Source organism: Vagococcus sp. QWL-13 (genome assembly GCF_058683555.1).
The window spans coordinates 1615271-1629340 of sequence record NZ_CM178746.1; the positions used below are offsets into that span (position 1 = coordinate 1615271).

A 14070-nucleotide genomic window follows, 5' to 3' on the forward strand; every position below is an offset into this window, starting at 1 on the left:
CTACTAAGCAATCGTACGACGTGTTTATCACTTAGTAGTTATTTACTCATTTGATTTAGTTTGGCGGCACTCTCCGCAGACACCGTGGAAAGTCAAACGGTGATCCGTCACTTGAAAGTTGAAATTTTTTTCAACTACTTTTTCTACCTCGACTAACAAATCTTCTTCGATTTCCTCAATACTGCCGCATTCAAGACACAGCAAATGATGGTGAAAATGTTTTGCGCCTTCTTTACGTAAATCGTAACGCGCCACACCGTCATTAAAACTGATTTTATCTACGATTTTTAATTCAGTCAGCATTTCCAGCGTCCGATAAACAGTAGCCAAGCCAATTTCTGAACTTTTCTGCTTGACCAGCATATATATTTCTTCCGCAGAAAGATGGTCTTTTTCATTTTCAAGCAAAACTAAAACCGTTGCTTCACGCTGCGGCGTCAGCTTATAACCGCCATCATGCAGCTGTTTGCGGATACTTCGCAACATCGACTCCTGACTCATGTTCAACGCCCCTTTGTTTATAATAATTATAATCTACTAAGATATAGCAAATGATTAATTTATATTAATTATAAAGTATAGTAGAAATATTATCAACCATTCTCAATTAGGAGTTTTATTTTGGGTCGGTCTTTTTTTTACAGTATAAAAAAGAACGAGCATTCCAATGAAGCTCACCAGCACACCGAATAACAACATGGCAGAAATCCCCCGATTCTGGACGAGCTGTCCGCCAACTAGACTCCCCACCACGTTACCTAAAGTTACGGCTGCCATCACAAAAGTTTGTCCCTTGACTTGATCTTCTTCTGTCATCATTTCATTGACATAGTAGGCATAAGCCGGAGTAATCAATGCAAAAGAGAAACTTTGCAACAATTGTGCCGGAAGAAACATCAAAAACGTACCGGCAAAATAATAAATCAAACTGCGGATAAAAAAGAAGATACCGGAAATTTTCAACGTATTTTGAACTGTGAACCGGGCTTCGATGCGCTGAAAGCCAAGCATCACTGGTATCTCACAAAATGCTGCCAGTGCGATCGCATAACCCACTTGTGCATTCTTGCCCCCTACATTGTCCACCATCTGGGGTAAAAAAACATTCACAAGTGTATGAAATATAAAAAGACAACACAGACCTGCAAGCAGACCCAGCAACGTGGGATATTTTTGGAACAACTCCCGTAAAGTGGTTTCCTTTGATTTTTTTTTCTCCATATATCGGCGGTCAGCTGCAAGAGAATCAACTTTAGGCAGACTCAATAAAAGTATAAACAACATGACCATAATTGTTGTTGAAAGCACGGGTATTGAAAGGATGGAATGACTATCAAGCCATTTGCCCAAAAAGAATGAGGTCAAGGCATAAGTCAAAGAGCCAATCCCTCTGGAAAATGAAAATGAAGTGGGAAGTCCGCTGTTGATATACTGATAAACAAGCGTCGTAATCAAAGGCTGGATATTAAACAGAAAAACCAATGAAACACAATACACCAGCGCAACAACCAACGTATTGCTGCGCCACAGTAAAATCAAGCCATTCAAGACCGCGGTGACTCCAGCATACCCCAGCAGTACCTTTTTTACAGTCAAATCGGCGAAACGGTCTAAAATAAAGCCTGTGGCAAACTGGGCAAACACAGAAATCAAACTGGCAGAAGCAATAATAATCCCTATGGTGGAACTATCCAAACCTTTCGTCAGTAAAAAAACAGTCGCAAAACCGCTGATTGAGCAAAAAGACACCCAATAAATCCCTTGAAGAAAATTCAACTGCTGTTTCAATCTATTTGTGTCACTCATACTCAATTAACAAAACCCTTTCCTTACAGTGAGTTCTTAGCTGCCTCTTTTCAAAGGCAACTATCACTTCTCTTCTTCTTGTAATAAAATCGTATAACCGCCCTCTTGCTTAACTTTTTTTTCTTTCATTAAACTTCCCAGGGCACGTTTAAACTGCCCTTTGCTGATGGCAAACATCTCTTTGATTTCTTCCGGAGTAGATTTATCTGAATAAGGGATTTTCCCCTCTTTCGATTGACGCAGAAATGTCAAAATCATCTGAGCATCATCGCTGATTACTTCGTGGGCCCGGGGTTTCAAAGATATGTTTAACATGCCGTCAGGTCTGACACCAATCACACGGCCATGGATGATTTCTCCTAATCTCGGTTCAACATAACGTTCTGAAGGATGGATAAACGCTAAATGAAAGTCATCAGTCAGCACAAAACTTCCGACGGCTTTTAACCGGTAAACTTTTCCGGAAATATTTTTATTTTTCATTTCCTCTGTTGCCGGGCGGCTCATGGCTTCAATCCGCTCTTCTTCAGCCAACGTTGCCCATAGCCGGTTTTTTTCATCGGTTCTTAAGGTAATGTATAACATATCGCCTTTTTTAGGCCACAGCTGGCGCATTTCTGATAACTCGTCTGAGGACAGGGCCATTTCTTTGTCTGGAAGCCCAATATCTACAAAGACACCTAAATCTCTTCTGCTGGCTGCGACTTCAGCGAAACCGTAAGTCCCTTTAGTGATTTCGGGAAGATTAGTTGTAACCACTAATTCATCTTTCTGATTCATATAGCCAAAAACTTCTACCGCATCACCAAGGCTATGGCTGTTTTCATTTTCATTTTTATTTAATCGAAAGGTCACACCATTTTTTTGTACAAAATAGGCAGAATCATTTTCATCTGTGATAAGACCCGTCCAGATTGCTCCTAATAATTCATTCATTAAACGTTCAACTCGCTTCTATAAAAGTATGCCTATTATAACACAGCGGACACACAAGGACACTAAAATAAACAAAAACACAGGGAACAGTTCCCTGTGTCGAAATGTTTTCTGTTAAATAATACTCATGATGATAAAGTTGATAATAAACAAACCTGTAACGACCCATAGTATCGGGCTGACATCTTTTGCTCTGCCTTTGCAGGTTTTTAGAATTACATAAAAAATGAATCCTGCAGCGATACCGTAAGAAATACTGAAACACAGTCCCATGAAAATCGAAGCAAAAAATGCAGGGACAGCTTCTTCAAGAATCACCCAGTTGATTTCCTTAAAGGAACCTAGCATCATTACACCAACGATGATTAATGCAGGTGCTGTTGCTTGAGCTGGCACAACCGCAATTAGCGGAGCAAACAAGCTGCTTAATGCAAACAAACCGGCAACTACCACAGAAGTCAGACCAGTACGTCCGCCAGCGCCGATACCTGCAGCACTTTCAACAAAAGTTGTCGTATTAGAGGTACCGAAAATCGCTCCGATAGAAGTTGCGATAGCATCAGCAAAAAGTGCTTTGTCCATTTTTGAGCTGAAGCCTTTGCTGTTTTCCAGAGCTTCTTCATCTTCTTTACTAAAGATACCAGTTCTTCTTCCAGTACCGATAAATGTTCCGATCGTATCAAAAGTGTCTGATAAACTGAAAGCCAAAATAGTCATCAAAACTTGCGGAATTTTTGCGGCGTCAGAAAATAAACTTGGCAATCCTTCCGAACCAAATGCTGCACCGAAAGTAACCCCTAACTCTTTAACAGAGTTGCTGAATGAATTTTGCTGAAAATCGATGGTAGATAAGTCAACGACTCCCATCAAAATACCAATCGCAGTTATCCCGATGATAGAAATCAAAATTGCTCCTTTTAAATCCAAAACAACCAGTACCACGGTAAGAATGATACCGATAACTCCCAAAATCATTTCTGGATTGTTGAACATTGCCAACCCGGGAACAACGCCTCCGTTGATAGTAACGTTGGTAGTGATACCATTTTCAACAGTTGAATCAACGATTGAAGATGTATCACCTGAAAAAACTAAAAAATTAGCGCTTTTAAGTCCAGCATAAGCAACAAAAACGCCGATGCCTCCGCCGATGGCATGCTGTAAACTTTCAGGAATTGCTTTTATAATCATCTTTCTTATTTTTGTAACTGTAATTAAAATATTAATAAGACCGCATAAAAAAACCATGCCTAACGCTTGCTGCCATGAATAACCTAAACCAAACACAACCGTAAAAGTAAAAAAAGCGTTCAAGCCCATTCCAGGTGCTTGAGCATAAGGAACGTTAGCAAATAATCCCATCACCAAAGTCCCAATGACAGAAGAAATGATTGTTGCTAAAAATACTGCTTGAAACGGCATTCCTGAAGCAGACAAGATGCTGGGATTTACAAACAAAATATAACTCATCGCAAAAAATGTTGTTAATCCGGCCATTATTTCTGTAGACACATTTGTACCATTTTTCTTTAACTCAAAAAACTTTTCCATTCTTTCTCCCCTTCAGTTCTCGATATTAAAAATCATTGCAAATAATTGTTCGCGTCATTCGCTCACAAATTCTATTATAGTTATAGAATAAAAATAACACAACACAAATATTAACTTTTATTGCATTAAAACTTTTAATGTTCGTGTTTTTAAGTTAAGTATCTATATTTACTCCAGTATAAAAAATCTTTTAAAACTATTAGTTGTGCTGAACATTTGAAATTAAACACAAAAAGAGACTTGACGAAAAAGTCTCAAGATAGTGAAAATCCCATGAAATCAATGATTAAATCTTTGATTTCATGGGATTATTGATTTGTAAATGTTTTATTTCAGGTTTAAAAAACTTATGGTTCAGCAACTTTACACAAATTTTTAAAAAAATTTGTTAATTTATTTTTTTACGATTCAAGCTTAATGAGTTGAGCAAAACACTAACAGAACTGAAGGCCATTGCTCCTCCGGCAACCATTGGATTTAAGAAGCCAAGTGCAGCAAAGGGGATACCGATTGTATTGTAGAAAAAGGCCCAGAACAAATTCTGTTTGATTTTTTTCATCGTTGTTTTCGATAGTACAATCGTGCTATTTACTTTTTGCAGGTCGCCATTCATGATAGTCACATCAGCGGTTTCCATGGCAATATCTGTTCCAGTTCCCATTGCCAATCCAACATCTGCTGTAGCCAGTGCCGGTGCATCATTGATACCATCTCCGACCATGCCGACAAACTTGCCAGCTTTTTTCAAGCTTTCCACATAATTTGCTTTATCCGCAGGCAATACCTTGGCAAAAATATGTTCCGGACTCAAACCGATTTGTTGGCCGATATACTCAGCCGCCAGCTGATTGTCTCCAGTCATCATATAAACTTCAACCCCTTGACTCTCAAGTTCCTTGATGGCGGTTAAAGAAGTTTCTTTAATTTGATCAGCCAGTCCGATAATCCCCACAAGCTGCTGAAAATCGGCGATATAAATCACCGTTTTTCCTTGACTTTCAATAGTCGCAACTTCCTGATCGGCTTGACCAGTATCTATACTTTGCTGGGTCATTAAACTTTTGGTTCCAATGTAGTAACTGACTTGGTCAATTTCACCCTTAATACCTGCCCCGACCAGTGCTTCAAAATTAACTGCTTCTCTGGAGATGTTTAAATCATTTTCCTTCGCCTTTGCTACAATCGCTTTTGCCAATGGGTGTTCAGAATTTTTTTCTAATATTGCTGCTAATGTCAGCATGTCATCAGTCTCTATATCAGACTGATAAATTTTCATATCGGTGACACTTGGCTTGCCTTCTGTTATAGTACCTGTCTTGTCAAGGACCAAAGCATCGATTTTTGATGCCCGTTCCAATGCTTCACCGTTTTTAATCAGGATACCATTTTTAGCTCCCAGACCTGTTCCCACCATGATAGCAGTCGGTGTTGCAAGTCCTAAAGCACAAGGACAAGCAATAACTAAAACCGAAACACTGTGTATCAAAGACTGTTCCCAATTTCTAGTCACTAACGCTGTCACAACTAAAGTAACCACTGCGATAATCAGCACTGCCGGCACAAAAATCGAAGAAATTTTATCGGCAATGGCTTGAATCGGTGCTTTAGTTCCTTGAGCTTCTTCCACCATTCGAATGATACGCGAAAGGGTTGTTTCAGAACCTACTTGGGTGGCTTTGAATAAAAAGCTGCCGCTTGAATTCAACGTTCCACCAAAAACATCATCTTCAGCCTTTTTTTCTACTGGCAAGCTCTCACCTGTCAGCATGCTTTCATCAACCGTTGAAAAACCTTCCACCACACGGCCATCCACCGGGATTTGCGTGCCCGGCAAGACTCTGATAGTATCTCCGACTAATACTTCTTCAATACTGACCGTCTCTTCCTTGCCGTCTCTGATAACAATCGCTTCTTTTGCCTGCAGAGCCATCAGCTGTTTGATAGCATTGCTGGTTTTATTCTTCGCATTTTGTTCCAAATATTTTCCTAGTAAAATCAAAGTGATAATGACTGCACTGGACTCAAAATACAAATGTGTGGGATCTCCGCCAAAAAAGCCATTGTATAAACTTAATAAATAAGCTGCACTGGTACCTACGGCGACTAAAACATCCATATTTGGTGCTTTGGTACTGATGGCGTGATAAGCTCCTCTATAAAAACGCCAACCGATTAAAAACTGCACAGGAGTTGCCAAAATAAATTGGACCAGAGGCTCGTGTAACAGCATTGTCAATGTACCATGACTGCCTGCCATCATAAATACCATGGCAATCAGCATCGGCGCACTAAGAACTGCTGATACAATCAAATCACGTTTCATTTTCCGATGTTCTTTTCGTTTATGTTCCGCAATTTTGGCTTTGTGAGCATCATCATACAAAATCGCCCCATAACCAATTTTTTCAATACTTTCGATTAAACTTTCAACTGATAATCCTGATTCATGCTGAATAGTAGCTCTTTCCGTTGCCAGATTTACGTTGGCATTCAAAACTCCTAATTGTTCGTTCAATTCTTTTTCAACTCGCGCTGAACAGTTGGCACAGGTCATTCCAGTAATGGAAAGTGTATCTACTTTTGTTGTTTGTTCTGAACTCATTTTCACACCTCGACTTCATACCCGGTTTCTTTCACCTTATTTTTTATCGTTGCCAAATCAACGACTGATTCATCAAATTTTACTGTTGCCTGATTTTTTTTCAAATTGACTTTTACTTTATCAATGCCGTTCAACTCATTGATACCGTCTTCCACTCTTGCTGCACAATGTTTACAAGTCATGCCATTTACTGTAAAAGTTTCTTTCATTTTTCAATATCCTCTTTCCTTTTATGATTATATTTGTGACAGGTACACTGTCCCGGCACACAATTACATTTTATTTCTGAAGGTGCTGTTTGTTTCTTCTTGGCAAGGATATCTTCAAGGTTTTCAATATCCCCGACACTCAACTCGGACATCTCAATCATTTGCCCAACAGTGATGCCTACCCTTCTTGAGCAAATTTGGGACAATAGCATTTTCATGGTGTGGTTGATTGCATCCTGTTCTTCTATCGCCGCTTTATAAATAAATCTTTTGCCATCTTTTTCCGTCTCCAACATATTTTTTTTGACCAGACGTCCAATCAAAGTTTTAATCGTCGGTGCCTTCCATGACATTTTTTCAGACAAAACGTCAACAATTTCGGAACTGGTGGTTGCATCTTGAGCCCAAACCACTCGCATCACTTCCCACTCAGCATCACTAATAGCGATGTCTTGCATTGATAGTATGCCTCCTTTCTCAATCGTTTACCTTTGTAATCATCAACTAAATATAGTTTACAACTGTAATTAAAAAAAGTCAACAATTCATTCTTAAGACTGATGCTCTTTTTATTTGTTTCAAATATAATAACTAATATGAAGAAAATGTCGGGAGGTCGCGGGTATGAGTTTAACAAAACAAGATGTGTTTGAGACAGATGATTTTCTGATTCTCTCACTAGGAGCATTGTCTTTACTTTTTTTTATGTGCAATTGGGATTTTGATTCGCCATTCATCACAGCATCACAAATGATGGTGACATTAGCCAGTCTGATTAATTATTTCTCTAATTTACACTCAACAAAAAAAATGATCAGTTCCATCTCAATGATTTTAGCCTTGTCTCCTTGGGTGTTTCTGCTTCTCTTGAGCTTGATCGGTCTAGTGTAGTTAGCTAATCTTTCCACTTGATTTTGTTTGAAGAAGATTAATTCCAAGTTAAATCAAAAAAACCTGAAGCTCAATTTTTGGCTTCAGGTTTTTAGTATTCTTTAAGTCAAACTCACAAGTTAAGGATAAATTCTGTGTAATAAACGAGGGAATGGGCTTGCTTCACGGACGTGTTCCGTACCGGAAATCCAAGTCACAGTCCTTTCAAGTCCCAAGCCAAAACCGGAGTGAGGCACCGGACCATATTTATTCAAATCAAGATACCATGCGTAATCTGCATAGTCTAATTGATCTTTTTCCAACTGCTCCATAATATAATCGTAACCTATGGCACGTTCACTACCGCCGATGATTTCCCCGTAACCTTCCGGAGCAATCAGATCAGCGCGGATTACCACGTCATCACGGTCTGGGTGAGGTTTCATATAGAACGGGCTCATGGATTTCGGATAATTCAAAATAAACACAGGCTTGCTGAAATGGTTAGCAATAAATGTTTCATGAGGCGAGCCAAAGTCATCTCCCCACTTGATATCTTCAAAACCATTTTCATTCAGTAAAGTTACTGCATCATCGTAAGTGATACGCGGATAGGGCAGTTCTGTATAGCTCTTCAACAACTCTTTGTCCCGTCCCAAAACGTCCAAAGCGTAGTCGCAATTTTCTAGTACTTTCTCAATCATGAACGCCACATACTGCTCTTGTATTTCCAAACTCTCTTCATGTTCCACAAAGGCCATTTCAGGTTCCATCATCCAAAATTCTGTCAGATGACGGCGAGTTTTAGATTTTTCTGCACGGAAAGTCGGACCGAAAGAAAAAACTTTGCCAAAAGCCATAGCCGCAGCTTCTAAATATAATTGTCCTGTTTGAGACAAATAGGCTTCTTGACCAAAATAATCTGTATGGAACAGTTCTGTTGTTCCCTCTGGAGCACTGCTTGTTAAAATTGGCGGATCGATTTTAATAAAGCCACGTTCATTAAAAAACTCGTAGGTGGCACGAATCAGCTCGTTGCGAATCTGCATAATCGCGTGCTGTTTAGTTGAACGCAGCCACAAGTGGCGGTGGTCCATCAAAAAGTCTGTGCCGTGTTCTTTTGGCGTAATAGGATAATCATGACTTTCACCGATAACTTCGATGCCTTCAACACCAATCTCGTACCCAAATTTTGAACGTGTATCTTCACGTATTTCTCCGATAATTTTTACAGATGTTTCCTGATTCAATGATTTTGCCAACTCAAAAACTTCTTCAGGCACTTCAGACTTAACCACAACGCCTTGAAAATAAGCTGAACCGTCACGCAATTGTAAAAAAGCAATTTTCCCGCTGGAACGCTTATTAGCAATCCACGCATTGATTTGAACTTTTTCACCCACATGATCTTTTGAATCAATAATTCGAATTCTTTCCATCGTTTCCATTCTCCTCGCTTCTCACCATTTAAATCTACTCATTCATGACTTTATTGTCTTTTTTTATCAATAAAGTTTTTAATTCTTTCAATCCCTCGTTCAATCGTTTCAATATCGGCAGCATAACTCAATCGAATGTGGTCCGATGTACCGAAACCTTCTCCCGTCACTACTGCTACATGGGCTTCTGTCAACAGGTCACTGACAAACTCTGTGACATTTTCATAGCCGCACATCGTCAATGTCTCCCTGACATTAGGATATAGATAAAAAGCACTCGGCGGCTTTTCCAGGGATACTCCAGGCAATGCCGCTACTTGGGGATACACACGGTTTAACCGTTCTTCAAAAGTCCGTCTCATCTCTTCAACAGATTCTTGAGGACCCGCTAATGCTTCAATCGCCGCATACTGACTAACTGCTGCACAGTTGCTGATGGACTGTGAATTTAAATCAATCACTGCTTTGATAACTTCTTTATCCCCTAAGATATAGCCGATACGCCAGCCGGTCATGCTGTAAGCTTTAGACACACCATTTACCACAAAACACTGGCGGCGGATCTCATCTGACAGTTCGATGAATGAGACAAAACGATTATCATTATAAACCAGTTTGCCATAGATTTCATCTGCAATAATACGGATATCATGAGCCACAGCCCACTGTCCGATAGCTTCCAGCTCCTCACGGGTATACAAGGCTCCTGTCGGATTGGAAGGAGAGTTGATCAACAGTAATTTTGTCTTATAAGTTCTTACCTGTTCTAAATCAGCCACGGTTGCTTTAAATCCGTTAGTCTCCCTTGTTTCTAAAAATACAGGGACTCCTTCGGCAAGTTTGATTTGTTCGCTGTAGCTGACCCAATATGGCGAAGGCACGATGACTTCATCCTCAGCATCCAGCAACACTTGGAATAACGTATAAAGAGCAAATTTTGCCCCTTCGCTGACGACGACTTCATCCATCTGATATTCAAAGCCGAAATCTTCTTTTGTCCGTTGGATGATTGCTTTTCTTAACTCGGGAATTCCGGCAGAAGTCACGTAAAAACTCGCTTTTCCGTTTTCGATTGACTGAATCGCTGCTTGCTGAATATTTTTTGGTGTTACAAAGTCAGGTTGTCCCAAGCTTAAATTTACCACATCTACCCCTTGGGCTTTCAGTTCATTGGCTTTCGCAGCCGAAGCTAGGGTGACAGAGGGTTCTAATTTTTTTGCTCTTTTAGATAGGCTCATTTTAACACTCTCCTTTATCTTGTGTCTTGATGCTATAGTATTTTTAAATGCTACCTTCTTTAAAAAGATAACATTGCTAGACTTTTTCTAAAATCGATTTGATTTTCCCGGTAGAAAAATCAACCAAATAATAATTTAACGAGTTGTTGTCGTTTTTTGTCACAACTTCCCATACAGGCACATCTTGATATTTTCCCAACGTAATCTTCAAAAATTTAATCGGTCCGTGATCAGCTTCGACTTTTGCCAAGGCCTGTTCTTCTGTTATTCCGTCTTTCTGATTGAGGATTGTGATTTTATCACCGGTTTGGGAAATAATGGCAATCACTTCTTTGTCCTTATCCGTTGTTCCAACAAGGGTAAAATAAGTTTCTTCACGATTAAACCAGTAGAAATCAGAAACATAATCAAAAGTTACATAATCTTCTGCAAATGCCAAGGCCTGTTTTTCGGCTTGTTTTATCGGTCTGACTGAACGAACGTAGAAGACGGTGGTAAACAACAGACATAGACCTAAGAAAATACTGACACCTATTCCAATTTTTTTAGGCATATTTCCCCCTCTTTCTCATTCTTTCAAATCATTATAGCAAAACTTTGCCATCTTGTAAGGAAACTTTGGGAAAATCATAAAAAGTTTTTCAAATCTTTTAGAATATTTTCAAAAGAAAGCTCTGTGACTGGAAGATCCTCCGGCAATGCTGACTGAATTTTTTTGGCATAGCGCGCTTTTACAAGACGGGGGTCCATCATGATGATTGCTCCCCGGTCCTCTTTTGTTCTCAGCAGCCTTCCAATGCCCTGACGCAGCCGCAAAACAGCTTTAGGCAAAGAGTACTGCTGGAATCCGTCCATCCCCTGTTGCTGCAGAAATTTTAATTTTTCTTTGATGAACGGTCTTTCCGGTGATTCGAAAGGCAAGCGTGCAACAACCAGCAACTGCAAAGCATCTCCCGGCAAATCAATTCCTTCCCAAAATGAATCTGCCCCTAGCAGAACCTTTTGACCTTGACCGGTAAATCTTTTCATTATACGTTCTCTAGAACCTGACAGTCCTTGACCCAGTACCTCGATATTATGATTAATCAAATCGGGCTGAATCCCATGGTAGACATTTTGCAGCATCTCATGGGAAGTAAACAAGACCAACATTTTGACTGGCAAGTTTAAAGCCAAGGAAATCACACTGTCTATTATATATTTTTCATAGTAGACACTTGAAAGGTCGCTAAAGGAACTGCTCTCTTCCGGCACGTAAAAACGAGCTTGTTTGCCAAAATCAAAGAGAGTTGGAAATTGAATAAACGGCATGGACTCAATCCCTAAATTTTTTGCCAAGTATTGTGTATCATTTCCTATCTTCAAAGTTCCGCCAGTAAACAGAATTTTATCGTACCTGTCGTACCATGCAGAAGTCTCTGCTGATGAAGGTAAAAATTCACTGGTATACAGATAAATATTTTGCTGTTTTTCTTCGATTTTCAACCAACGGACAGACTGTTCTTCGTCCGTTGTCAAAAAAGCATCAATAAAGTAATATTGTTCACTAATATTTTCGCACAAACATTGCCAGTTTTGCAAAGTCAACTGTTCGGATATCAGCCATTTATCCAAATTGCTGGTGATGTAGTCATGTCCTTTTGCTATCAAAGCGATCATGTCTTGCAGTAGACGATTCAAGCGAAAAATATCTTGATTTAAATAAATCGGCAAGTTCTCTAGGCCTCTGCTTGTCAGCAGAATCTCGTCGTCGAATTGATGGGCAGTGTCGATGAGAGTAGTTTCGATAATGTCGTCTTGCACCATTTCTAGGACATTGATTGTCTCCAAGGCTGTACGCTCCAGCAGTTTGTTTTTGATCGGCCAGACTTGATCCTTAATGATTTTCCGCCAATTCGGCTCCTGTTCGTGAAAATGAATCAACTTGAATAGCGAACTTTTCAGTTGGGAAAAACTTAGCTGACGGTAACCTAATCTCTCAGCTATTTCAGGAAAATGATGTGCCTCGTCAATAATCAGATGATCACTGGCAGGCAGCCATGGAAATTCTCTGAATGTTTCTTTAATCAAGAAAGCATGGTTAACAATCAATAGATTGGACTGACGGACTTTCTTCTTTAAGAACAGCCAAAAATCTTCTTCATAATAAGGGCTGGACTTTGTCACATATTTTTCGCCTAAATGCTGCACATGAGAAAAAAACACATGATCCAAATTAGCCAGATTTAATTCACTCATGTCTCCCGTATCAGTCTCAAGCAGCCAGACTATGCATCTCATTTGATAAAGTGCATACTGTTTCTGCTTCAAAGGGTTGGCCAGTGTGGCCGCAAACTTTGTCAAATCGATAAAATATTTGGAACTCTTGATCACCGTTGCTTGCAAACTAGCAGGATTTATTTTATTAACAAGAGGCACTCCATCTTTTAACAGTTGATTTTCCAATACAATCGAGACAGTACTCACGATAAGCGGATTGCCGACCGTGGCTTTAAAGCTCAAAGGAAATAAATAAGCGAATGTCTTGCCGCTGCCGGTAGGGGATTCAATACTTAAATTTTTCACTTCAGAGTCCTCTGCATCAAAAAAATCATAGACTTCGTTCATCATTTGTCCTTGACTGTCGCGGTAGTCAAGAAATTCGCCGTAGACAGCTTTTTTATCTTCTGGCTCCCTAGGGAAAATTCTTAATGGTTTTTGCGGATATTCTCCTGCTAAATCATTCTTTTTTTTCAACGCCAAGTGATGGACTACTTGAATCCCTTCTGGCAAGGGTAAAAGATTCTTCTGGAGTATTTGCAACTGCAATTTTAAAAAATCTCCAGTGTCCATCGCCAATACGTCTGACAAAGTAATGATTTTTTCGAGGGTCACAAGCGGTATTTTTTTTATTTCTTCTTGAATCATCAAAAATAATTGACTTGTAACAGAAGCATCACTATCTGCCTGATGGGGCCTGTCGTGATTAAAATCAAACTGCTCGGCAATATCAGACAACCGGTAGCTCGGCAGCGTAGGCAAAAAAATCTGCGCCAATTCCACCGTATCCACTCCCGCCATGGTCATCTCGGGAAACCCAGCCCGTTCAAATTCAGCACTCAAAAATTGATAGTCAAAAAAAATATTATGTGCCACAAAGACGCAATCATTGAGTAATTCAAATAATTTTGGCGCCACATCTTCAAAATAGGGTGCGTTTGCCAACTGTTCGTTAGAAATATGAGTGAGGGATTCTATCTGTTTTGAAATTTTTATACGCGGATTCAGATCTGTGGAGAAACGATCGATCACTTTGCCATTTTGAAGAAAGACGCAGCCGATTTGAATGATCCTATCTGCTTGAACACTGGTGCCCGTAGTTTCGATGTCCACCACTGCATAAACTGAACGCTGTTTCATTGAAACAGTTCCCTCCTTTT

12 protein-coding genes are annotated in these 14070 nt (G+C 39.7%); 1 reads left to right on the forward strand and 11 read right to left on the reverse strand.

The features are described from left to right. Positions 1 to 42: 42 nt before the first annotated feature. From fur to AC4PHI_RS07570, 7 genes are all read right to left on the reverse strand, one after another. A complete protein-coding gene (fur, locus tag AC4PHI_RS07540; protein WP_492199304.1) occupies positions 43 to 501 on the reverse strand; it encodes a ferric iron uptake transcriptional regulator in 459 nt (152 codons plus the stop codon). A gap of 102 nt (positions 502 to 603) precedes the next feature. Further along, complete coding sequence (locus AC4PHI_RS07545; RefSeq protein ID WP_492199305.1) at positions 604 to 1806, reverse strand: MFS transporter; 1203 nt, start codon at positions 1804 to 1806, stop codon at positions 604 to 606. A gap of 63 nt (positions 1807 to 1869) precedes the next feature. After that, positions 1870 to 2742 (reverse strand): CvfB family protein, encoded by an 873-nt coding sequence (locus tag AC4PHI_RS07550; RefSeq protein ID WP_492199306.1) that lies wholly within the window; start codon positions 2740 to 2742, stop codon positions 1870 to 1872. Positions 2743 to 2856: 114 nt separating this feature from the next. After that, positions 2857 to 4293: an NCS2 family permease gene (locus tag AC4PHI_RS07555; RefSeq protein ID WP_492199307.1), complete on the reverse strand. Its 1437-nt coding sequence runs from the start codon at positions 4291 to 4293 to the stop codon at positions 2857 to 2859. A gap of 388 nt (positions 4294 to 4681) precedes the next feature. Beyond that, positions 4682 to 6895 carry a heavy metal translocating P-type ATPase gene (locus AC4PHI_RS07560; protein WP_492199308.1) on the reverse strand — a complete coding sequence of 738 codons (2214 nt, stop codon included), beginning with the start codon at positions 6893 to 6895 and terminating at the stop codon, positions 4682 to 4684. Between the two features lie 2 nt (positions 6896 to 6897). Continuing rightward, positions 6898 to 7104, reverse strand: a complete 207-nt coding sequence (copZ, locus tag AC4PHI_RS07565; RefSeq protein WP_492199309.1) for a copper chaperone CopZ — start codon at positions 7102 to 7104, stop codon at positions 6898 to 6900. Continuing rightward, a complete protein-coding gene (locus tag AC4PHI_RS07570) occupies positions 7101 to 7562 on the reverse strand; it encodes a CopY/TcrY family copper transport repressor (RefSeq protein WP_492199310.1) in 462 nt (153 codons plus the stop codon). Before AC4PHI_RS07570 ends, copZ begins: the two co-directional genes overlap by 4 nt. Before the next feature lie 166 nt (positions 7563 to 7728). Between AC4PHI_RS07570 and AC4PHI_RS07575 the strand changes: the two genes are divergently transcribed. Further along, positions 7729 to 7995 (forward strand): hypothetical protein, encoded by a 267-nt coding sequence (locus AC4PHI_RS07575; protein WP_492199311.1) that lies wholly within the window; start codon positions 7729 to 7731, stop codon positions 7993 to 7995. A 119-nt stretch (positions 7996 to 8114) separates the two neighbouring features. Here AC4PHI_RS07575 and asnS read toward each other — a convergent pair whose 3' ends face one another. The 4 genes from asnS to AC4PHI_RS07595 all read right to left on the reverse strand — a co-directional run bounded on the left by asnS (position 8115) and on the right by AC4PHI_RS07595 (position 14050). Continuing rightward, on the reverse strand, positions 8115 to 9413 hold the full coding sequence (gene asnS, locus AC4PHI_RS07580) for an asparagine--tRNA ligase (protein ID WP_492199312.1): 1299 nt from the start codon (positions 9411 to 9413) through the stop codon (positions 8115 to 8117). Positions 9414 to 9463: 50 nt separating this feature from the next. Continuing rightward, positions 9464 to 10651, reverse strand: a complete 1188-nt coding sequence (locus AC4PHI_RS07585) for a pyridoxal phosphate-dependent aminotransferase (RefSeq protein WP_492199313.1) — start codon at positions 10649 to 10651, stop codon at positions 9464 to 9466. 76 nt (positions 10652 to 10727) lie between these two features. Beyond that, entirely contained in the window at positions 10728 to 11204 is a 477-nt protein-coding gene (locus tag AC4PHI_RS07590; RefSeq protein WP_492199314.1) for a cell wall elongation regulator TseB-like domain-containing protein, read from the reverse strand. A 74-nt stretch (positions 11205 to 11278) separates the two neighbouring features. Continuing rightward, the gene (locus AC4PHI_RS07595; protein ID WP_492199315.1) at positions 11279 to 14050 is read right to left on the reverse strand and encodes a helicase C-terminal domain-containing protein; all 2772 of its coding nucleotides are present in this window, start codon (positions 14048 to 14050) and stop codon (positions 11279 to 11281) included. Positions 14051 to 14070: the final 20 nt, after the last annotated feature.